The organism is Carboxylicivirga fragile, assembly GCF_050589805.1.
GTDB classification, from domain to species: Bacteria; Bacteroidota; Bacteroidia; order Bacteroidales; family Marinilabiliaceae; genus Carboxylicivirga; species Carboxylicivirga fragile.
Map to the genome: position 1 here is coordinate 42,425 of NZ_JBNGOY010000032.1, position 23,869 is coordinate 66,293.

Genomic DNA, 23,869 nt, shown 5'->3' on the forward strand with positions numbered 1-23,869 from the left:
AACTTGATTTAAAACAGGGTTTGAGTGTTTAAATCTTAAAGAGATAAACTCTAATCTTTATAATACCAAAAAGGGATTTCTTTAATGGTAACAATAGAATCGGTATCCGAATGTTTATATCTTGAATAGACAAGTGTATGTTTCCCTTCTTCCAAATTATTTGTTCCTATATATGTTTCAAAACCAATGCTAAGGTTCATACCATTATTCTCTTTCGCAATAATGAAATCTGGTTTGTACCGTAACGAATCAATTTTAATATGAATTAATTCTTGAAATGTTGTCAAGAATTGCAGATGTAAACTATCTATGTCACCTTTAAAAGTAGACTCTATGCTTTTGCCATTAATATCCATACCAGATTTATAGAGGTTCTTATCCTGATTTGGCCTTAGGCTTTCATTAAATTTCAAAATACGCTCTTCAAGGGTGTTCGAGAGAGGTATTCTTATTCTTATATAAGGATCGGTAATTACCTTAGATTGTACAGTAAATCCTGAAATAATCAGATCGTTTTTTTCTACTAAATCTTCGTAATTTCGGCTGTTAGCTCTAATGTCATTCGATGTTACCGACGCGTAAGTGATAAAGCCTGATTGCTCTTTGTATAAACCACTAACAAATAAAATAGAAAGATAAATAGGCAATAAGAGAAAACTTGTTCTTCTTCCAAATTTATTATCGATGAGGTTATAATAAAGCGGTCGGTATAAAAATGATAGGGTTAAATAACTGAACACCCAATAAAAAGGGAAATACACGGCAGCCACCCATTTATTCCTCTTAAGAAGTCCTTGAGTGATATAATCAAAAAAGGTAAGAACTGTACCTACAAGTATAAAAATCAAACAGCTAATATGAAGCGTTCGTAAAAATATTGAATTGGCATCGGAGCCGAGCGGTCCAACAAAGTTTATTAAATATTGTATAATAATTGTTGCTAATACATAGAAGATAAGTAAAAAGGAGATGGCGAAAATGATGCTGCAAAGCTTTTCGAGTTTTTCGATATAGCTATCGAACGAGCCAACCCTTTTGTTCAGGTACTTGGTAAAACGCTCGCTATAATTTAGTTTACTAATATCAACCTCACCCGATAAATAGCGCAAGCCCAATGCGCCAATCCAAAGACTACGTAAAATAACATGTACAATTAAATTGAATATTAAAATTAAGATGGCTACATACACGGCCTGATAAACATCCTTAAGTATATTGCCTTCATACGCTGCTTTTTGAAAGGCGTCTGCCACAGGATCGAGGGCATAAAATAATCCGAATATGGTAAAGCCCGAAACTAATAATTCTAATTGCCACGAATCTTCCTGTAATCTGTCGAGTAATTGTTTAAGTAGATTTTTGTTTTCACTCATTGGAGCCTGGGTTATGTTTGGTTTAATGCAGCCTTTACATCTCATTGCGATGATAATGTGCGCAGATATAAAGATAGTAAACAGATATGAATTACACTCTTATGAGTCACAATATATTCATTGTTTCAATTACGTCACCTACCCATGTTTCACTGTGAAAAACACATTTATTACCTATTGTATAAAGCCAAGATTGATACTATATTTCACATCACCTTAATGTGCGACATTCATTAATGCAAGCCCGCGGGACATGACTACGCAATGTATCTTCCATCTTCGGCAGCTTAAAATGCATAAGCTAAAAAAAGATAATTTCGTTTTGTTGTTGTTTTAAGGCCAGTGTAGGCCGACATGCCATTACCTAACTCATAGCGACCTTCAAGAGAGAATTTCTTATACCTGATACCCATACCAAAATTGATACACTGCTCGTATTTTCGCGTATCATTTATAACTTTACCATTTCTAGTATTCCCATAAGATGTTTCTATCAACTCATTTTCTTCACTTAAAACCCATGCATTAGAAATACCTATATTAACAAAAAATGCAACTTGCTTGAAAGGGTATCTGTATCGAAACATATTATTAAGCTTCAAATAGCTATATCCCAATTTTACGTCAGAAGTTGCCGTCTGAAATCCTATTGTCTCCTCATATTGTTCCTGATATGAGAATTGTGTATACATTAACTCATTGTTTATAGAGAGTCGATTTAATTTTCTGGGCAAATAAAATTCGAATGAACCACCAAATACTACATCTTGCGATAAACCAAAATCATGCTCCACACCAGATGAAAATATAAGCCGAGTACTTGAAACACCAGCTAGAACACCAAACTCGATTTTACTTTTTTCTTTACTTAATTCTTTTTGATAGGTTTTACCTGTACTTTTATAATAATCCTTAAAAACACCTTGCAAACTTTGCTTTGTATATCTGCACTTATAAGCAGTACTCCTTATATCTTCACTATCCTTCAGATATAAAATAATTTGCCCTTTGAAAGTTTCATTTTCAACAATACTATATTGATTCTGTGTTTCAGTTGATTTTTGCATGTATCGTTTATACACCAATAGGTCATATCCATCTTTACCACGAGTATAAAAATTTTCATTCCCATAAGAGTTTTTAAAAGACAATAAACTCTTTTCTCCTTTGATTAAGTACAACAGAAATGCTGAATCTCGTTTCAAATGCAGATTAGGGTCATCATCAAGGCTATTTGTATTTCTACTTGAATTTTCTGAATCGACTAATGCACTTACATAATGTTCATTGCTAACCGAAAAACCAAGGATATCACTTGGTCTATATTTTTCCAGTTCTGCTGACTCATTTTTTCTGAAAGCTACTACTTCTGGATTTTTGTCCCAATTACCATAATGGACTAATCCTTCAATAGTATCGCTATCGTTGGTAATAATATAACCGCTTTGATAATTTAATTGTGCTGATAAAAGCAAGGGCATGGCAAGAAAAATGCCTACCAAGAAGTGGCTTCTTAGATTCTTCATAATAACAATTAAGGTTTAGTTTACTCACTAGCAAATATAATTATTTGCAACAAAATTTTTAATAAAACTCAATTGTAATTTTCAATTAAAAAAGAAACGGTTCAAATGGTCAAACCATAAGAACCGTCTCTTACATATCTACAGACCAGAGATTACACTGTCTTCGAATACTGCCCTTTGCCTTTCTTCAAAGCAGGATCAAAAGCCATGGCGATGTTACGTATTACGAATCGTCCCTGACCATGTACTGTGAAAATATCATTCTCAATTTGTAATAAGTCATCATCGATGAAAGATTGTACTTTGAGCACATCGTATTCAACGGCTTTATAGACCTCATCAAGCTCTACTGAAAAATCAGCTGCTATCTGCTTAAAGTCGGCATAATAATTACACATCAACTCATTAATAACCTGACGAACAATCTGCTCATTCTGGCTTAAGCGATAGCCACGCACAACAGCACGACCATCAGCCTCAACACGCTCCATGTAAGCTTTAATGGTTTTTTCGTTTTGACTATAGGCATTAAACAACTGAGAGATGCTTGAAGTACCAAAACCATAAACTTGCCCGGTAGTTTCGCGGGTACAGTAACCCTGGAAATTACGGTGTAGCTTCTTTTCTTCCAAAGCAATGGCAAACTCATCGTCGGGCTTCGAGAAATGATCCATACCAATAGGTACATAACCAGCCTCTACTGCCATATTATAGGCATCTTCCAACATCGTTATCTTCTCATCAGCTCCTGGCAAGCCATGTTTTTCGAGCGCTTTCTGCCTTGTCATCACACTTGGTACATGCGCATACGAAAAAGTTACCAAGCGATCTGGCTTAGCCTCCAAAGCTAGTGCTACAGAAGCTTTAAAACTCTCTTTTGTTTGATAAGGCAAACCATAAACCAAATCAAGGTTAATGCCTTTGAAACCAACCTTTCGTAGGTAAGTCACCATTTCGTTAACCGGCACTTTCGCAGGCTTACGATTGATGGCCTCCAATACTTCCTTTTTAAAATCCTGTATACCAAGGCTGATACGATTGAATCCCATATCGCGCAGCTGATCCACCATTTTGAAGTCGAGATAGGCAGGACTACACTCCATGGCCATCTCATAGTCATCGGCAAAATTAAAATTAGCCTTAATGGTATCCGTTACTTTGCGAATAAGATCGGCTGAAATAGCATTGGGCGTTCCACCGCCCCAATGCACCTGCGTCAGTTTACGCTCCTTCGATACATCTTTCGATACGAGCTTAATCTCCTTGATGAGTGTCTCAACGTACTTTTCAATTACATTATGCCCCATACCCGTATAGGTGGTGCATCCACAAAAAGTACATAACTGTGGACAAAATGGGATGTGCACATATACCGATACATTCTCGGGTTTTTCGTCATTTGATAGAATCACACTCTCCTTGTAATTCTCATTGCCATACGCCTCATGAAAAAATGTGGCAGGTGGATAACTGGTGTATCGTGGACCTGCTATATTGTATTTTTCCAGTAGGTTTCTATCAAATTCTAGTTTCATCTATAAAGTATCAAGTAGTGAGACCCCGATAATTATCGGGGGAGTATCAAGACCGTTTTAAAGCATTAATACAAAAGCAATACGTAACAAAAAGCTAGCAGCTATTAGCCAATAGCGATCAGCTTTTTATTTTCTTCCCCAATCAACTGATTTTACCCAATCAATTACAAACTTCACGTTTTCAACCGGAAGGTCTGGTAAGATACCGTGGCCTAAATTGAAAATCCATTTTTGATTATCGCGACCAAATGGCAGGTAAGTCTTGTTTAGTTCTGCCTCAATGGTTGCCTGATCGGCATATAATAAACGTGGGTCAAGGTTTCCTTGTAAGCCAACTTCAGGATCAACAATTGAACGTGCGTGTTTTAGCGACATGCGCCAATCGATACCAACAAAATCAGCCACTTCTTTATCAATGGCCTTGATGCCATTACCTAAATCCTTAGGGAAATAAATAGTAGGAACACCTTTCTCGCGCACTGCATTTAATATCTTCTTAGATGCCGGTAAAAACATTTCCAGATATAACTCTTCAGGTAATAAACCACCATAAGTTTCGAATAACTGAAAGGCTTCCACACCATGATCAGCTTGCTTCAAAGCGTATTCAATGGATACCTCTGTAAGAGCATCAATAATTTTCTGACTTGTCTTACGATCCTTATACAAAAACTCCGTTGCATTCTTAAAGGTTATATCACGCACATTATCGCGAAACATGAAACAGAAGGTGGTCAACAATCCACCGCAGAAACCAATCAAAGGCTTACCTTCCGGACGTGTTTCAAGAATCTTATCAATGTTGGCATAAACATGATCCAACTTCGACATGTCCTTCACCAATTGTTTGGCGGGATCGTCGTAGGTATGTAATGGCGCTCCAAAAACAGGACCAGCATCGGTAAACTTCAACGACATACCCAAGGCCTCTGGCACTACCAATATATCAGAAAAAAGAATGGCTGCATCAACACCCAAATCGTAAATAGGCATGAGTGTTACCTCAGCAGCTAATTTAGGATCGTCCATCAATTCAGAGAAGGTGTATTTAGCCTTCAATGCTTGATAGTTGGGTAATACACGCCCTGCCTGACGCATAAACCAAACTGGTGGACGCTCCGTTTTTTTACCTTGTATTGTATCTAGAAAAATGTTATTCATAGTCTTAGTGCTTGGTGCGCAGTGCACAGTGCAATATGCCACAATTGGCACAGTGCACTAGGTACCGGGCACTATTATTATTTTGTTGCCTCTAAAGCTTTTCTGTTTCCTTTAATCAACTTCTCCAAATCCTCTTCGGTGTGAGCCATGGAGATGAATAAACATTCGAATTGCGATGGTGCAATGTATAAACCATTCTCAACAGCTGCCTTAAAGTAAGTAGCATACTTATCCGTATCTGAACTCATAGCTTCATCAAACGAACTTACTTTTGCCTCTTTTGTGAAGAAGGCTGTCATCATTGAACCAACTCGATTCAATACTACATTTAAACCAAGTTCTTTGGCATTTAGTTTAAACCCTGCTTCAACAAATGCCGCTTTCTTTTCTAGCTCTTCGTAGGCGTTTGGTGTCTCGTCCAGCTTTTTCAATGCTGTTAAACCAGCTGCCATTGCCAACGGATTTCCCGATAAGGTTCCTGCCTGATAAACCGGACCAAGAGGGGCCAGCATATCCATAATTTCAGCACTGCCGCCATAAGCACCAACAGGTAAGCCACCACCAATAATTTTACCAAGGGTGGTTAAATCAGGCATTACACCAAAATGTTCCTGAGCTCCACCTTTCGCCAAGCGGAAACCAGTAATTACCTCATCAAAAATTAGCAAGGCTCCGTTTTCTTTGGTGATATCGCGCAAGCCTTGTAAGAAACCTTCTGCTGGTGGCACAACACCCATATTTCCAGCAACTGGCTCAACAATAAGCGCAGCTATCTGATCTTTATTCTCAGCAAACAACTTACGAACTGAATCAAGATCATTGTAATCGGCCGTTAAAGTATCCTTTGCTGTACTCTTTGTTACACCTGGGCTATCAGGTAGACCAAGCGTTATTGCGCCAGATCCCGCTTTAATTAAAAAGCTATCGCCATGCCCGTGATAACAACCTGCGAATTTAATAATCAACTCACGATTAGTATAGCCACGTGCCAGACGAACCGCACTCATGGTTGCTTCTGTACCTGAATTCACCATGCGTACTTTTTCGACAGAAGGCACCATCTTCACGATCTGCTCAGCCATTTCTGTTTCAATCAAAGTTGGCGCGCCATAACTCGTACCATTGGCTGCTGCCTTGGCAACTGCTTCCAAAACATCATCGTGAGCATGCCCTAAAATGAGCGGCCCCCATGAGGCCACAAAGTCGGTATACTCATTATCATCGATATCCCAAATGGTTGTTCCCTTTGCTTTCTTAACGAAAATAGGATCAATGCCCACACTTTTAAAGGCACGTACAGGTGAATTTACGCCTCCAGGAATGGCTTGCTGCGCTGCCTGAAAAGCTTGTTTGCTATTATTGTTATTCATGTTTCTTTAGATAATAGATTATTAGACAAATAGAATCAAGATGATTTGCATGATGTCTAAGAAAAGGCTATCAACTAGTAGCTAATAGCCAGGAGCTTATTTATTTTTGTCCATTTAAAATATCCGCTGCATCAAGTGCATGATAGGTAATGATAATATCGGCACCAGCACGTTTTATCGATAGTAGCACTTCCATCATCACACGTTGTTCATCAATCCAGTCCTTTTCACCAGCAGCTTTCACCATACTAAACTCACCACTAACATTGTAAGCAGCAGTAGGCATCTCGAACTCACTCTTGGTACGATAGATAATATCCAGATAACTCAAGGCTGGTTTCACCATAACGATGTCGGCTCCCTCTTCAATATCAGAGGCAATCTCGCGCATGGCTTCGTCAGAATTAGCAGGATTCATTTGGTAGGTACTTCTATCGCCAAATTGTGGTGCACTCTCAGCTGCTTCGCGGAATGGGCCATAAAAACCAGATGCATACTTAGCCGCATACGACATGATTGGAATCTTTTCGAATCCAGCTAAATCCAATGCTTCACGAATGCGCAACACACGACCGTCCATCATATCACTTGGTGCAATGATATCGGCACCAGCTTCTGCTAATGAAACAGACTGATCGGCCAATGTTTTTAAAGTAGAATCGTTATCCACATCACCATCGATAATGGTTCCGCAATGACCGTGCGTAGTGTACTCACAATTACAAACGTCTGCCACAATCATGATATCTTCAATCTCAGCCTTAATGGCACGAATGGCTTTCTGAACGATTCCATCTGCTTGACAAGCTACGTGACCATGCTCATCTTTCGATTCAGGAATACCAAAAAGTAATACACTTTTAACGCCCTTTGAAACGGCCAATTTACATGCTTCAACCAATACATCAACCGACATTTGGTAATTACCCGGCATTGAACTAATCGGTTTTTTCACTTTAGTTCCTGGGCATACAAACAATGGATACACTAGGTCTTCAACACGTAGATGCGTTTCGGTAACCATGTTACGCAATACTTTATTATATCTTAATCTTCTTAGGCGAGTTTCTGGGAAAGCCATAATCTATGTTTATTTAGTTATCTATAATTGGGTTTTAACTGTAATTTCATTTCCTGCCACAATCCTTCGTAAGTCGATAGACGCGCAATAACCGCAGGAGTAACTTCTCTTTTGCGCATGCTCTTGGTGGTAGCCGGCCCGATGGATGCAAAACCAACTTCGTCATGCATTAACTCACCATATACATCCATAAATCCATTGAAACACGAAGGGCTTGTACACACCACCAACATTGGGCGACCCGCTTTCAATAATGCTTCGGTATCTTCCTTTCGTTTATCTGCAATGATGGTTTTATAGACGTTGTAGCGTTGATAATTGCAGATATTCTTCAATCCATCCTCCAAGGTGTTTTCTGCCAGTTCTCCAAGCAGTCCAACCCATTTTTCGCCAGGTAAAACTCTGGTTTGTTGCAATTCATCAACTAAGTCAGAAGCTGTTCTTCCCTGCGATACCCACCAAACTTTTAAACCATTTTTCTCAACTATTTGAGCTGTTTTCTTACCGATACAGATGAAATTTTTATCTAAAATATCGGCTGGCTTGACTTGATTAAGGAAATATTCAACACCTCGCTTACTAGTGAAAATTATACGTCGGCTTTGATAGATGGTTGATAAATCATCTTGAGATAAGGGCACTTGAGCCGTATCAATCATTGGATCGCAAATCACTTCAACCCCTTCTTGCATTAATCCATTGTACAAAAGGTCATCTTGCCCCATTGGGTGGGTTAATACAACAGCTGTTTCGCGCGAATAAGGATCCATACAATTGGTATTAAAGGTTTCTTACTTGCGACAAAATTTCATTGCCGCCAAGTTTAATAATCTGCTGCCCTAATTTACGACCAATTTTTTCAGCATCAATGGATTTTCCTTTTTCTGTTGCTCTTAATTCTTTCGAACCATCGGGAAGTGCAACCAGGCCTACTAACTCAAGGTCACCATCCTTAATGGTTGCATAGGCTCCAATGGGTATTTGGCAGCCACCTTCTAATTCGTTTAAGAAACTTCGTTCTGCAGTAATTTCCTGATAGGTATTTTCGCAATGAAGCGCTTTAACAACATCAGCTACTTCCTTATCATTTTCACGTATCTCAATAGCAATAGCGCCTTGTCCACATGCTGGGATTAATTCATCCGGCTCAAACAAAGATGTTATTTCTTTATCATACTCTAAGCGAATAAGACCAGCACCAGCCATAACCATAGCATCGCAATGACCACCGTGCATCTTTTTCAAACGCGTATCAACATTACCTCTAATATCTACAACCTGTACTTTAGGATTGATTCGATGTACCTGAGCAATTCGACGTAAACTCGATGTTGCTACCTTATGGCTTTCATCCATATCTTTCAATGCCAATCCATCCTTACTAACCCAGGCATCTTTGAACTCTGCTCTTTTTAGAATTGCTCCTAACTGAGTTCCTTCAGGAAACACCGTTGGCATATCCTTTAAACTATGCACACACAAATCTACTTCATCGGCAAATAATGCCACTTCAAGCTCCTTGGTAAATAAACCCTTGTCGCCAATCTTAGATAAGGCTACATCTAATATCTTATCACCTTTGGTTGATATAATTACCAACTCAAACTTGATATTGATAAAAGCTTTTTCTAATAGTGATTTAACCAGGTTGGCTTGATATAAGGCGAGTCTGCTTCCGCGGGTTCCTATTCGTATGGTAGATTTTGTCATAAGTCTAATTGCAAAACGGATGGGCGCTGACCCATCCGTTGTAGTATTTAAGAGCTGAAATTAAAAAATTCTTCAATCATTTTAACCTTCTCGGGGTCGCGCCCCTCGTTGGTTACATCCCGAATCTGCTTGATGATCATTCGGGTAAATTTAGAACTAAGGTGATCGCCATATTCCGAAATCTTACGGGCACCATCATCGTCCTTTACTTTTTTATAATTGCGTGCTTCGTTAGCACTTATGCTTTTAAAGGTAGATGTAATTGAACTGATGGCCGAGCTCATGCGACGTACATTCAACCAATCTTCAAATTCTTCAAGTACCTCATCAATTATCGCTTCCGCCTCAACCAACTTACCTTTACGCTTTTCGAAGTTAGCTTTAACCACTTCTTCCAGATGATCAAGGTCAAAAACCGTAATACCTTCGATATCACCAACAGTGGATTCCACATTCCGTGGATTCGACAAGTCAAGCACCATCAACGGCTTATTCTGGCGTAAATTCATTACTGCCTGTGCCATTGCCTGATCAAACAAGACCCGCTGCGAACCCGTTGTAAAGGTAATAACATCTACATCCTTAAGCGATGATGAGAAATTATCAAAATCAACAACTTTCCCGTTAATACGATCAGCCAGTTGCTCTGCTTTACCTTGCGTACGATTAGTTACCCAGTTGTTCACACAACCTTTTTTAGATAAGTTAAGCGCCACTATGGTTCCTGTTTCGCCACTACCAACTGTTAATGCAGTAATGTTTGAAAGGCAACCTAACTTTTTGCTGGCTAATTCAACAGCAGCTGAACTTACCGAAACGGCGCCTTTATTTATTGATGTACGTGTGCGTACTTCTTTACCTGCTTCAAAAGCCTTGTGCACCATGCGTGTTAACTCAGGACCTACCATGGCCGTATTATCCACGTATGAAAAAGCTTCTTTAATTTGTGAAACGATCTGGTATTCACCCAATATCATTGAATCTAAACCAGTAGTTACTCTAAATAAGTGACGTGCACAATTGATACCAGTATGCGTGTACAAATATTGTTTTACAGTTTCTGGCTTTTTAAAATAGGCAATATATGCTGCAGTTACCTCTTTAATAAAATCTGCTGAGTCTTGAATTAAGGCACTGTCTGCCTCAAAATATAATTCGGTACGATTACATGTGCTAAGGGCAAGAATACCTGTAATGTCGCATTGACGATTCAAATATTCATAAAGGCCTGGTATCTCTTCTTTTGAGATAACCAACTGCTCCCTTATTTCGAGTAGTGCTGTTTGGTGACTTATGCCAATTAAACCAACCATATAATCAATTCAGTTTTTCTTTTTTTCAAGTAACTATAGCCATTTCGGCAACATATTACTCAAAAGTAAAACTGAAATCTGTAGCAATTCTGTAAATGTGAAAAAAGTTTAAAATACAGTTGTTATTTTGATCAAATCTGCATTAAATCGCAGGGCTTTTAAATCAAATAGGTCGTTGCTTGCGTTTAATTTCCCGAATGATTCGAACTAAAGTTTCCGGATCGTCAGTGCCAATCCAGACTTTCATATTCTTATCTTTTATAGTCAGCTCAAGGGCTTTATTACCCGAAACATTATATATGATTTTACCTGGCCTAAAACGAACTCCCCAACCCAGTGGCAAATATTCAACAGCTTTGCAATCAAGCACATTTTGCATGTTATACTTTCCATTGATTAAACCAATGCCCATTGAAAAACGTATCCATTGCTTATCAATCGTTATGGTTAATTTATAACACAGTACAATAATAATCACACAAATCAGTCCCGATATTTTTATGGCCAATGGATTAACCGTAAAGGCTAAAACTGACATGAGAGCTAAGACAATAAAAATAACAGCCCATCCTATTTGCGTTGATTTAAACATGCACCTACTTTAGTTTATAGCAAGTTCAGATAAATAATAGTTAGGTGCAAGTGGTAAAACTCTAAATCAACTTTCCAGAGGCTTCAATAATTTGCACAAATGCCTCAACTCCCAAGACTTCGGCATCTGCAACAACTTGTGCTTTATTGTAGAAAAATTCGCGCTCCTGTAATTTGGCACAGATAAAATCGCGTAACTCTTGACCTGATTTACCAGCCACCAATGGTCTAACTTGTTTACCTCCACTCAATCGGCCGATGAGAACATCAACAGACAGCTTTAGGTAAATACTCAAACCATTGTTGTTCATCACGTCCATATTGTCGAAAAAGCAAGGTGTGCCACCGCCTGTTGCAATAATCACACGCTCCTTATCAAGCACATCTTTCAACACCTCTTTCTCCGCTATACGAAAGGCATCTTCGCCATGAACACTAAAATACTGTTTGATTTTAACCTTAAATTTCTCCTCAAAAACATCGTCGAGATCCAGAAAATCCCATCCCATTTCTGTTCTTAGTCGCCTTCCGAGCGTAGACTTGCCACTGCCCATGAAGCCGACTAAAAAAATCCGTTTTATCTCTTTCATTCCAGATCTTAAAACAACGACATTTGATTCTTATCATCATCCTCCTCTTCACCAGTTTCAGATGATTCATTTTCTGGCATCGGCTCATCTTTTATGATCGGCTCCAGCTCATGTATTTTTGAAATCTGGTAAGTCGTTAAACGCTTGCCTTTGGCTTTCCAGCTTTTAACGCCAATAAATTCAGCCACCTCAACAATTAGCTTCTCACGCAACTTATCATCACCACCAAATTTCACTTCCAAGCGTGGATAATCAACGTGCATTATTTTCACCAAACGCGACTTGGCATTATCTCCAATAAAGGATTGCTGCTTATTTGAATTCTCAAACTGGAAACGTTTTATGTAGTAGAAATCCTGATCAGCATCGAAGTAAACCGCCGACCAAACAATGTCGTTTTTGAACTTCTCAATGATGAGTATATTATCCTCAAAATGATTGCTTAAATCATAAGTGGTTAGATTGTACTTGCCATCCTTTGTAATAACTAAAACCTGATCTCCACCATGGAACTCGCCTAAAAATTGTCCACGCCCATCCGCATTTAAACGTAATGTTTCGTGCTCGAACCATATTTTACGACCACCTAAGGTTGACTCTCCTTTTTTCTTGAGTGCGATGGTTTTTACCTCATACTTGGTTAAGATGTTACCCATTGCTCCTCGACCTTTAATAGCGAGATCTCCCATATTAACATCGAAAATAAGATTTCGAATGCGGGCTTTTGGTCGTAATACAACTTTCAGAATTTCTGACTCGCCATTAGGATTGGCGCTGAAGTACATCAGTTTCGAACCAGGTGTTTCTTTGGTGATGTGATACTCTTTATCACGTGTTATGCCGGTAACTGCAAATCGTTTCATGTACACATTACCAGCTTTTCCATCACGATATACGGCATTGTAAATCGTCCGCTTATCGTTTTTCTTAAAGATAGTAATGTGCATAATATTTTTACCAACAAAAGCCTTGTCAGTGACCTTTGTAATTAAATATTTACCGTCTTTATAGAAAATAATGGCATCATCAATGTCGGAGCAATCACAAACATACTCATCCTTACGCAAGGAAGTGCCGATAAATCCATCCTCACGATTGATGTATAACTTCTCATTCTTCACCACCACTTTAGATGCCTCGATACTAGCGAAACTTCTAATCTCAGTTTTACGAGGGAAGTTCTTTCCAAATTGCTTCTTGATGCGTTTATAATAATCAATTGAGTACGGAATAATATTGGCCAAATGATAATCTATTTGCTCCATCTCCTCTTCCAAAGTAACGATGTACTCCTCAGCTTTTTGCACATTAAATTTCAGAATGCGACCCATTCTTGTTTCAAGCAATGTCTCAATGTCATCCAAAGTTATCTCGCGACGAAACTTTGGTTTGAATGGATCAAAACATTTATCTAAGAACTTCACAGCGGTTTCTTTGCTGCCAGCATCTTCATAACCTTTCTCCTTGTACATGCCCTCTTCAATGAAAATACGCTCCAATGAAGATTTGTGCCACATCTCTTCTAATTCATTTCTGCGTATTTCGAGCTCACTTGTTAGTAACTTAACAGTATTATCAGTGTTCTCACGAAGAATGGTAGAAACTCCAATGAAATGCGGTTTATTATCGCGAATAACACAGGCATTGGGCGAAATCGATACTTCACAATCAGTGAAAGCATATAAGGCATCTATGGTTTTATCAGGCGATGCTCCAGTCGGAAGATAAATCATGATCTCGACATTCTCAGCCGTATTATCATCTATCTTCTTAATCTTAATTTTTCCCTTATCATTTGCTTTAAGAATCGACTCAATAAGTGAAGTCGTATTCTTACCAAAAGGAATATCTGATATAATAAGAGATTTACTATCAACCTTCGTGATTTTAGCACGAACTTTAACAGCTCCACCTCTTAATCCATCGTTATAGCGAGATGCATCCATCATTCCGCCTGTGTGGAAATCGGGCAATATCTCAAAGGGTTGATCCTTCAAGATATTAATAGATGCGTCAATTAGTTCATTGAAATTATGAGGCAAAAGTTTCGATGCTAAACCTACCGCGATACCTTCTACTCCTTGCGTTAGGAGCAGTGGGAATTTTACTGGCAAAGTCACCGGTTCGTTATTACGACCATCGTAACTCAACTTCCAATTGGTTGTTTTAGGATTAAATACAACCTCCTGAGCAAACTTGGTCAAACGTGCCTCAATATAACGAGGCGCAGCAGCTCCATCGCCTGTGAAAACGTTACCCCAGTTTCCCTGACAATCTATCAATAAATCCTTCTGCCCTAGTGCTACCAAGGCATCTCCAATAGAAGCATCACCATGTGGATGAAACTGCATGGTATTACCAATAATGTTGGCCACCTTATTGTAACGCCCATCATCCATGCGGCGCATTGAATGCAGGATACGTCGCTGCACCGGCTTTAGTCCATCATTGACATGTGGCACTGCACGTTCAAGGATTACATAGGAAGCATAATCAAGAAACCACTCGCGGTACATACCAGGCAAATGGCTAATGGTTGATTCGCTATTATCCCAAACATGTTGTTCTTTTGGTTTAATTTCTGATGACTCCGAATTAAGTTCTTCGGGTAGGTCAGTATTATTTGTGTCGTCCAAACTCATTCTACCTAAACAATTTAATCTTCATTTACCAAATCTTCCTCTACTACCAAATTATCGATAATAAAGTTTTGTCTGTCGGGCGTATTCTTACCCATATAAAACTCCAGCAATTCCTTCACCGTCACATCTTTTTTCATACGCACCGGCTCTAAGCGAATATCTTTACCAATAAAGTGCTTAAACTCATCTGGTGAAATCTCTCCAAGTCCCTTAAATCGGGTGATCTCAGGTTTCGCTCCACACTTTTTAATAGCTGTATGCTTTTCCTCGTCAGAATAGCAATAGAAGGTTTTTTTCTTGTTACGCACTCTGAAAAGTGGTGTTTGGAGAATATACACATGACCATTCTTCACCAACTCAGGGAAGAACTGCAAGAAGAAAGTCAGGAGCAACAAGCGAATATGCATACCATCCACATCGGCATCGGTGGCAATAATCACATGGTTGTAACGAAGCGTATCCAAACCGTCTTCAATATTTAAGGCTGCCTGAAGCAAGTTAAACTCTTCATTTTCGTATACCACCTTGCGCGATAAACCAAAACTATTTAAGGGTTTACCCTTCAAACTAAATACTGCCTGGGAATTAACATTTCGTGCCTTGGTGATAGATCCACTAGCCGAATCTCCCTCAGTAATAAAAATAGAACTATCGCTATTTTCATCCTTCTTAATATCGGTATAATGAATACGGCAATCGCGTAGTTTTTTATTATGGAGGCTCACTTTTTTAGCTCTCTCTCGAGCTAATTTCTTGATACCTGAAATAGCTTTTCGCTCACGTTCCGAATCCAAAATTTTGCGATTCAAAATCTCAGCCGATTCAGCATTTCTATGTAAGAAATTGTCTAAATGTTCGGTTACAAAATCAAGTATGAAATTACGAACAGATGGACCTTTGGGGCCAACATCTTTCGAACCTAATTTTGTTTTTGTCTGCGATTCAAAAACAGGTTCCTCAACCTTAATGCTTATAGCAGCAATTACACCACTTCGAATATCAGAAACATCAAAGCTCTTGTTGTAGAAATCACGAATGGTTTTCACATAAGCCTCACGAAAAGCGACCAGATGCGTACCTCCTTGAGTTGTATGCTGGCCGTTAACAAATGAGTAATACTCTTCGCCATATTGATTACCGTGTGTTATGGCAATCTCTATGTCTTCATCTTCGAGGTGAATAATCGGATATAAACCTTCCGTATCCATATTCTCGTTCAGAAGGTCAAGTAATCCATTCTTACTTTGAAAAGTTTTTCCATTAAATACAATGGATAAACCCTTATTTAAATAAGTATAGTTTCGAAGCAGTGTTTCAATGTATTCTTCGCGATACTTGAAGTTTTCGAAAATGGTAACATCCGGAGCAAACTCAATGTATGTTCCGTTCTTTTCACCAGATTCTTCTATACCATGATCGGTAAGCACCTCTCCACGACAAAACTCAACGCGTTTGCTCTGACCTTCTCGGTAGGCATATACATTAAACTCGGTACTTAGGGCATTAACCGCCTTGATACCGACTCCATTTAAACCAACAGATTTCTTAAAAGCTTTAGAATCATACTTGGCTCCGGTATTCATTTTCGAAGCTACATCAATCACTTTTCCAAGCGGTATGCCTCGGCCATAATCTCGCACACTCACACGTCCATCTTGAACAGTAACTTCAATTTTTTTTCCGTTACCCATCATGAACTCATCAATGGAATTATCCATTACCTCTTTCAGTAAGACATAAATACCATCGTCAGCAAATGTACCATCGCCCAACTTACCAATATACATACCAGGTCGCTTCCGGATATGTTCCTTCCAGTCAAGCGTCCTAATCGCATCTTCTGAATAGTTCTGTGTGTTTTGACTACCCTGCATACTCAATTACTCCTATATTATTATGGAAAAATGAAAGCTCTTGCTTCAGCAAAAACATCCAAATATAATTAATTCAAGAAATGTTTCGTAATTTGTTTATTAACAATTGGATCTTTCACCCTTTACAAAAACCCCTTTAAGCCTTTGGTATCAAGCCCATTTTACGCATTAAAAAAGATGCGTTATGACTTTGTGTGACACCGTCTCGCAATGTATAATCAAATTCTAGATTATCAGCTACAAAACTCACTTCAAAACAATTATTAAATATTTTTCCCGGATGCTCTTCGGCCAATTCTCCTAATTCAAGATCGTGTGTTGCAATAATACCACTGCCATTTAATTTTAACAATTGCTTAATGAGTGCCTGCGAACCTGTGGTTTTGTCGTGCGAGTTTGTCCCTTTTAATATCTCATCCAAGATGAAGAATATTTCGCCTTTTTCTTTGAGACGTTCAACGATCATTTGTAGACGGCTTAATTCTGCAAAAAAGTAAGACTCGTGTTTTAACAAATTGTCAACAGCACGCATGTTGGTAACAAAAGGCAAGGAGCGATATGTGAAAGACTCTGCTACGACTATACAACCATTGCCTGCCAACACTAAATTACAACCAACCGTTCTTAAAAAAGTACTTTTACCAGCCATATTAGCTCCTGTCACTACACATATGCGTCGATCATTGCCAATGGAGAAATCGTTGTTCACCCTTTCTTCAGTTGGAATTAAAGGATGTCCCAAAGATTTAGCTTCGAAAACAATAGTATCTGACAAAGTTGGGTAAATACCATTGGAATGATTGTAACAAAAGCTTGCTAAACTTATTTGGGCTTCAATTTCACTTAAAGTATCAACCCACGCAACTAAGGATTGATTATGCACTTTATACCACGATCGTAATCGCAAACAAACATTCAAATCCCAAAGAAATAAACCATTTAGAATGGCCCCCATCAACATATTCAATCGCTGATCAAAAAGTTGAATGATCTTGCCCAATTCACGGACAACCTGGCTTGCAGATTTTCCATCTGTTTTTAATTGATTACTCAAATTTTTCAGAAAGGCTGACTCGAACGATTGTGTTTCAACATGAGCTATTAAGTTGGAATATCTACTCAAATAACGGCCTAGTGCTGAAACTTCATTATGAACCAAATTAATTTTACGAAGCACCGAACCTGTAATAATTAAACCTGCAAAAAACAGGTACAATATCAGAATTGAATCAATTACCCCAAAAATAGAAAGTGCTATAACTATTGTTGTAATTATCGGAAATAGTATAGTCAGAGACTTCATCCCTTTCCCAATAAACGATATATCAGGTACCGAAGTAGGATCAATCTCTTTTACTTTCTTATTCCGATCTTTTACAAAACTAGCCAACACATAAAATTGCTCTCGGAATGTCTCTAGTGAAGTCAACTCCTGTAGACCTTCCTGCTTTGTCCGGATTTCATCAGCATCGAGCGAGATGCTATTAAGTTTTGAAGCCAAGCGTTTATAACCAGCCTTTGTTGCCGTTCGGTTAATGTATTGAAATAATGAGCCCTTGCCAAACAAGTCAAGATCGTGCGAATAATCATGATTGGGATCAATTAGATCTGATCCATCAATTTCATCCGTCCAATTGCCCGATTGAATACGCAATTCCCTATCGAGCAACTCAATATAATAGGTAGCATACTTTCGTTGATAACTAAGCTTATTGGCATAATATACCAAGATTATAAAACCAACTAAAAAGAATACACCTGATAATAAAAATGCGCTCGAAAGAACCTGAAAGAAATAGAAAGGAACGGCAAAAGTAGCCACAAAGAAAAAGAGTCGAAACCACGACACAAACAAACTACGCTTTTTTAGAGCTGTGAGTTCATTTATCCAAAACTGCTTTTTTTCTTGATACTTTTCAACTAATTGCTGTCCATCAAACTCTTCCATATCATGTCTTTAAGTTCAGTAACTCCAATATTGGCCACCGAAGATATAAAAACGTATGGTAAGTCGGGCAAATCAGATTCGATCTCAGCCTTTAATTCGTCGTCCAACATGTCGGTTTTCGAAATGGCTAAAATACGTTCCTTATCCAAAAGCTCAGGATTGTATTGTGTTAACTCATTAAGTAGAATCTCGTATTCTTTTTTAATGTCGTCGGCATCGGCCGGCACCATAAATAAAAGTATGGAGTTACGTTCAATGTGACGAAGGAAGCGCATTCCAAGACCTTTACCTTCACTAGCTCCTTCAATTATTCCTGGTATATCAGCCATACAAAATGACTTATTATCGCGATAGGACACAATACCTAAGTTAGGAACCAGAGTTGTAAATGGATAATCAGCAATCTCAGGTTTTGCAGCAGATACAACGGATAACAAAGTAGATTTACCCGCATTAGGGAAACCAACTAATCCAACATCCGCCAAAACTTTTAGCTCCAGAATAGCCGCCATTTCAATACCGTCTTCTCCAGGTTGTGCATAACGAGGCGTTTGATTGGTCGGAGACTTAAATCTATCGTTGCCGCGACCGCCGCGACCACCTTTTACTAAGACAACTTCTTCTCCGTCCTCAGTAATTTCAAAAAGCACTTCACCTGTTTCAGCATCCTTTGCTATGGTACCCATTGGCACTTCCACATAACGATCTTCACCATCAGCACCTGTTGACGTCTGTCGTCCACCTGCTTCACCGTGTGTAGCAAAAACGTGACGCTTATATTTTAAATGAAGTAAGGTCCATAAATTACGATTACCCCTCACAATGATATGGCCGCCGCGTCCACCGTCACCACCATCTGGTCCACCCATTGCCTCAAACTTTTCGCGACGCAAATGCGCAGAACCGGCTCCTCCTTTACCTGAACGACAGAATATCTTAACGTAATCAACAAAATTTGATCCAGCCATAACAATTGTTTTTTTAAAGATACAATAAGCCACGATAATCCTTCAGACTACCGTGGCTAATATTATCTTACTTTATTATTTTTTAATCTTATCCAAAATGGTGCAAGCGCGGTCGAATATTTCTTCAATATCACCAACTCCTTGTACTGCTTTGTATAAACGCTTCTTCTTGTAAAAATCAATTACAGGCAAAGTACGCTCATCATATACCTCCAGGCGTTTCTGAATGGTTCCTGAATTATCATCAGATCTTCCTGAAGTTTCACCACGTTTAGCGAGGCGGTTCAACAGTTCTTCGCGCTCAACCTCCAAATTCAACATTACAGAAACTTTGGTTCCATGTTCTTTCATGATTTCGGTTAAAGCGGCAGCTTGTCCTACGGTACGCGGATACCCATCAAAAATTATCCCTTTACCTACCGGCAATTTTTCCAAAAAACTATCCAACATATCGATGATAGTTTCATCGGGCACTAATTCGCCTTTATCAATATAGCTTTTCGCTATCACACCTTCGTGTGTATTTGTGTGTATCGCTTTTCTACACAATTCGCCTGTTGAAACATGTTCCAATTCATATTTCTCAGCAATTTTTTGACCCTGTGTACCTTTTCCTGATCCTGGAGGGCCAAATATGACAACATTGAGCATGGTTGTTACTCCTTAATAAAATGAATAATATAAATTACTCCACTACGGTGTAAATGTTTTTTAAATTACGTCCGTAACCATCATAATCTAACCCATATCCAACAATGAAATCATTAGGAATGTTTAGACCAACATAATCGAGGGTTACTTCTTTTTTACAGGCATCAGGTTTGAATAACATGGTAGCTACTCTTACATCAGCTGGCCCCAAGGCCTTAACCTGATCAATTGTGCTACATATTGTTAGACCTGTATCAACAATATCTTCCAAAAGAACAATTGTTCGTCCTTCAATATTCTCGTTCAGCCCTATTAATTCTTTTACTTTACCTGTTGAACCAGTGCCTTGGTAGGAAGAAAGCTTTACGAAAGAGATTTCGCAAGGGATAGTAATGCGTTTCATTAAATCAGATGCAAACATAAATGAGCCGTTAAGTACACATACCATCAAAGGATTTTTTCCGTCCAAATCAGAATTAATTCGCTCTGCAACCTCATCCACAGCTTTTAAAATATCTGTTTCGGGTATTGATAACTCAAATTCCTTATCTAATACTTTAACTCGACTCATAGTAACAAAATTTTATAATCAACTACCTAAGCTAGTTCAATTAAAATCATTAATTTTTAGACATAAAACACTGACAATTATGATTCTAAAAAGAAACTCCTTAAATTTTAAGGTGCAAAAGTATAAAAAATAAACGGAAGCTCATGTTTTATATTGATTCTTAATTATTTTTGTGGGCAATTAATAGGTTAAGAATATTTTATTAATTCATATAAACCAATTGACATGCAAGCACAAGTGAGCATTATTATGGGTAGCACATCGGACTTACCGGTGATGAAAAAAGCTGCTGACTTTTTGAATGATCTTGAAATTCCATTTGAAATTAATGCATTATCTGCGCACAGAACACCTTCGCAAGTAGAAGAATTTGCTAAAAATGCAGAGAACAGAGGAGTAAAGGTAATTATTGCTGCAGCAGGAATGGCCGCTCATTTACCAGGTGTTATCGCCTCAATGGTAAAAATACCAGTTATTGGTGTGCCTATCAATGCAAGCCTTGACGGACTAGATGCCTTATTGGCAATTGTTCAGATGCCTCCCGGAATTCCGGTAGCTACTGTTGGTATCAACGGTGCACAAAATGCAGGTATACTAGCGGCACAAATCATTGCAACAGGCGATGCAGCGTTAGCACAAAAAGTAGCTGATTTCAAAGAAAGCTTAAAAGACAAGATTGTTAAGGCTAACCAGGATCTTAAAGAAGTAAAATACAAGTTTAAAACAAACTAGTAATGCTTTAATATCATCTTAACCACGAAAGTGGACTTTTGGTAGCATGCCGATGTAATAATGATTGAGTCTTTCAAGTGCAACGCAGATAAGCCTCATTTCATTATACAATCGGTATTAAAACATAGAGAAAAGAGCTGTTCGAAGGGACAGCTCTTTTTTTATGTAAAAATCACACTGGTCAAACCCTACTATTACGCATGTGGCATTTTTATAAAATTATTTCACACAAACTAAGTTGCTTATTATTAATTTATTAACAAGAATACAACGACTAACGGCTTAAAAAATAGGTATTACGATTTTACATTTTGGGTATTAATCTATGATAAAAAAGTAATTAACATTTAATTTCAACCTAACAGATGAACAAACAATTTAAATGGTTAAGTCTGCTATTGATAGTAGGCTTGGGTTTTGCGTGTGAAAAGAAAGATGCACCACAGCAAGAACTAATGGATGATGCTTTGGCCGATAGCTTTTTTGATTTCCAACTATTAAAAAGTAACGAACAATCGGCTAAAGTTGATTTTACACTTTATTCAATTGAGGAACTTAAAGCCTATAATGATGAAGTGAATTTTGTGCCTGAATTTTCCAATGAATTAGGTTTTGCCGATTGGAGCAACGCACGGTATTTTGAAGTTAATAACGAAACTGTGCTGCAAATACCAGTATATACTGAAACGGACACAGAAGTTAAAGCTTTAATAATTGCCGTGCAAAAAGAAGATAGCTTTTTTGGCTATGTTTTACGCCGCAATTATTTTGATGAATTTATTAATACAGAGGCACCTAATTTGACATTAGAGAAGGTAATTGATCTTTTTATTCTGGCCGATTTTGAAATATTTGGTGAAAGTTCCTATTTTCCTTATGGCAAAGTGCGTTATGGTAACAAAGAAACGGAAGGTTCTAATCTAAAAAGTGTAGTGACTGGACAGACTTGTTATTACATGGAGGTTTACAATGCTGATTGGACATTACTTGACGCACGATGGGAGTGCGAAACCTCTTATCATTACGTATATCATTTTACAGCAGCTCCAGAAGATGAAGGAGGAGGAGGTGGTGGCTTTTCTGGCTTTGGAGGTGGTGGTAATAGTGACCCTAGACCAACAGATCCATCCATTAAATTGGTAATGAAAGATGAACTTTGCAATTCTTTTAATGGTATTATTAATTTGTCAACTGTTGATGAGAATATTGATCAATTGACAGTGGAACAAGAACAATATATTATTGGCTTAGCAAATCTAGCTGCGTTTCATGATCTAGGGATAATAGACAAAGATTTAAAAAGCAATTTGTGTAATTTTCAAAAATCCAGTGGGTTATATTCTAAATATAATAAATTAAACAATTATGAAAGATACATAAGTGGTTGGGATGAAGCATTTAATTCTAGTGATAATTCTGATGTTGCCTATTTGTCTCCAGAAATAAATAATTCAAATTTCCACCTCAAATTTTATACAGAAAAAAATGGAGAGAAAAATGCCATTGGTCTCGTAAAAGAAGGCGTTATTGATCACACAATTGAAGCCGCGCTTGAGTTTATTGAAAGATGGTATATCGATAATAAAGGAAAAGATGATGATTTTTTATATGATATGCACTTATATAATGCTGTAAATTTTATGGAGGAATATTGTGATGAATAGCAAACAATTAAAAACAATGTCTTTACTCTGGTTGATTGCCTATGTAATATATTGGTTATTTGTGATAATTTATGATCGAGATATAACCGATGATTCCTTAAAAGTAGGACTTTATTATTTATTAATTGTCATCTTATTATATGTACTTAATTTAATTCGATATAGATTGATTAAATGGGTTTTACTAATAGGTATTCTTGTCCCAATTGTATATCTAATGTATACGGACAATTCGGGTAATGATTTTACATTGACATATATTTTGCAGGGGATCGCACCTGCGAACCTACCATTGTTACCTGATAATATTTGGCAATACGTTAATCATAGTAGTTTTATAATTAGGCAATTGTATTTCTGTTTAATTTACTTATTATTTCCTCTTTTTTATTGGTACGGTTTATATTTGTTTTCAAAACGGATAATTAAAATCTTATATAAGATTAAGTAAACAGTGTAGTTACATTATATTTTATCACTATTAACCGACTAAAGTCGGGATTCATAAAATTCTCTTCTACAGCGCCCATTTATTGGGCGTTTGGTTTTTTATTTCAAATTAGACCCCA

Annotated in this window: 19 protein-coding genes; 2 read left to right on the forward strand and 17 right to left on the reverse strand. The window is 37.9% G+C overall.

Features of this window, described 5'->3' with window-relative positions:
* Positions 1 to 50: 50 nt before the first annotated feature.
* The 17 genes from ACRD7B_RS14625 to hpt all read right to left on the reverse strand — a co-directional run bounded on the left by ACRD7B_RS14625 (position 51) and on the right by hpt (position 20,904).
* Positions 51 to 1,373 carry a hypothetical protein gene (locus tag ACRD7B_RS14625; RefSeq protein WP_430825316.1) on the reverse strand — a complete coding sequence of 441 codons (1,323 nt, stop codon included), beginning with the start codon at positions 1,371 to 1,373 and terminating at the stop codon, positions 51 to 53.
* 287 nt (positions 1,374 to 1,660) lie between these two features.
* Positions 1,661 to 2,899 (reverse strand): porin family protein, encoded by a 1,239-nt coding sequence (locus ACRD7B_RS14630; RefSeq protein WP_430825317.1) that lies wholly within the window; start codon positions 2,897 to 2,899, stop codon positions 1,661 to 1,663.
* 152 nt (positions 2,900 to 3,051) lie between these two features.
* Positions 3,052 to 4,434 carry an oxygen-independent coproporphyrinogen III oxidase gene (gene hemN / locus ACRD7B_RS14635; RefSeq protein WP_430825318.1) on the reverse strand — a complete coding sequence of 461 codons (1,383 nt, stop codon included), beginning with the start codon at positions 4,432 to 4,434 and terminating at the stop codon, positions 3,052 to 3,054.
* Positions 4,435 to 4,560: 126 nt separating this feature from the next.
* Positions 4,561 to 5,595: a uroporphyrinogen decarboxylase gene (gene hemE, locus ACRD7B_RS14640; protein WP_430825319.1), complete on the reverse strand. Its 1,035-nt coding sequence runs from the start codon at positions 5,593 to 5,595 to the stop codon at positions 4,561 to 4,563.
* A 77-nt stretch (positions 5,596 to 5,672) separates the two neighbouring features.
* Positions 5,673 to 6,965, reverse strand: coding sequence for a glutamate-1-semialdehyde 2,1-aminomutase (gene hemL, locus ACRD7B_RS14645; protein WP_430825320.1), 1,293 nt, complete (start codon positions 6,963 to 6,965; stop codon positions 5,673 to 5,675).
* 100 nt (positions 6,966 to 7,065) lie between these two features.
* Entirely contained in the window at positions 7,066 to 8,046 is a 981-nt protein-coding gene (gene hemB, locus ACRD7B_RS14650) for a porphobilinogen synthase (protein WP_430825322.1), read from the reverse strand.
* Positions 8,047 to 8,063: 17 nt separating this feature from the next.
* Positions 8,064 to 8,816: a uroporphyrinogen-III synthase gene (locus ACRD7B_RS14655; protein WP_430825323.1), complete on the reverse strand. Its 753-nt coding sequence runs from the start codon at positions 8,814 to 8,816 to the stop codon at positions 8,064 to 8,066.
* Positions 8,817 to 8,826: 10 nt separating this feature from the next.
* Entirely contained in the window at positions 8,827 to 9,756 is a 930-nt protein-coding gene (gene hemC, locus ACRD7B_RS14660; RefSeq protein WP_430825324.1) for a hydroxymethylbilane synthase, read from the reverse strand.
* A gap of 47 nt (positions 9,757 to 9,803) precedes the next feature.
* Entirely contained in the window at positions 9,804 to 11,069 is a 1,266-nt protein-coding gene (gene hemA / locus ACRD7B_RS14665) for a glutamyl-tRNA reductase (protein ID WP_430825326.1), read from the reverse strand.
* Positions 11,070 to 11,232: 163 nt separating this feature from the next.
* Positions 11,233 to 11,661, reverse strand: a complete 429-nt coding sequence (locus ACRD7B_RS14670; protein ID WP_430825327.1) for a hypothetical protein — start codon at positions 11,659 to 11,661, stop codon at positions 11,233 to 11,235.
* Positions 11,662 to 11,722: 61 nt separating this feature from the next.
* A complete protein-coding gene (locus tag ACRD7B_RS14675) occupies positions 11,723 to 12,250 on the reverse strand; it encodes a shikimate kinase (protein ID WP_430825328.1) in 528 nt (175 codons plus the stop codon).
* A gap of 8 nt (positions 12,251 to 12,258) precedes the next feature.
* Positions 12,259 to 14,892, reverse strand: a complete 2,634-nt coding sequence (locus ACRD7B_RS14680) for a DNA gyrase/topoisomerase IV subunit A (protein WP_430825329.1) — start codon at positions 14,890 to 14,892, stop codon at positions 12,259 to 12,261.
* A gap of 14 nt (positions 14,893 to 14,906) precedes the next feature.
* Positions 14,907 to 16,766 carry a DNA topoisomerase IV subunit B gene (locus ACRD7B_RS14685; protein WP_430825330.1) on the reverse strand — a complete coding sequence of 620 codons (1,860 nt, stop codon included), beginning with the start codon at positions 16,764 to 16,766 and terminating at the stop codon, positions 14,907 to 14,909.
* Positions 16,767 to 16,902: 136 nt separating this feature from the next.
* Positions 16,903 to 18,714 carry a MutS-related protein gene (locus tag ACRD7B_RS14690; protein ID WP_430825331.1) on the reverse strand — a complete coding sequence of 604 codons (1,812 nt, stop codon included), beginning with the start codon at positions 18,712 to 18,714 and terminating at the stop codon, positions 16,903 to 16,905.
* Complete coding sequence (gene obgE / locus ACRD7B_RS14695) at positions 18,687 to 19,682, reverse strand: GTPase ObgE (protein WP_430825332.1); 996 nt, start codon at positions 19,680 to 19,682, stop codon at positions 18,687 to 18,689. Before obgE ends, ACRD7B_RS14690 begins: the two co-directional genes overlap by 28 nt.
* 75 nt (positions 19,683 to 19,757) lie before the next feature.
* Positions 19,758 to 20,333 (reverse strand): adenylate kinase, encoded by a 576-nt coding sequence (locus tag ACRD7B_RS14700; protein ID WP_430825333.1) that lies wholly within the window; start codon positions 20,331 to 20,333, stop codon positions 19,758 to 19,760.
* Positions 20,334 to 20,367: 34 nt separating this feature from the next.
* Complete coding sequence (gene hpt / locus ACRD7B_RS14705; protein ID WP_430825334.1) at positions 20,368 to 20,904, reverse strand: hypoxanthine phosphoribosyltransferase; 537 nt, start codon at positions 20,902 to 20,904, stop codon at positions 20,368 to 20,370.
* Positions 20,905 to 21,129: 225 nt separating this feature from the next.
* On the opposite strand from hpt, the gene purE reads away from it, so the two are divergent.
* Both purE and ACRD7B_RS14715 read left to right on the forward strand, forming a co-directional pair.
* A complete protein-coding gene (gene purE / locus ACRD7B_RS14710; protein ID WP_430825335.1) occupies positions 21,130 to 21,636 on the forward strand; it encodes a 5-(carboxyamino)imidazole ribonucleotide mutase in 507 nt (168 codons plus the stop codon).
* A gap of 365 nt (positions 21,637 to 22,001) precedes the next feature.
* Positions 22,002 to 23,300: a hypothetical protein gene (locus ACRD7B_RS14715; protein WP_430825336.1), complete on the forward strand. Its 1,299-nt coding sequence runs from the start codon at positions 22,002 to 22,004 to the stop codon at positions 23,298 to 23,300.
* Positions 23,301 to 23,869: the final 569 nt, after the last annotated feature.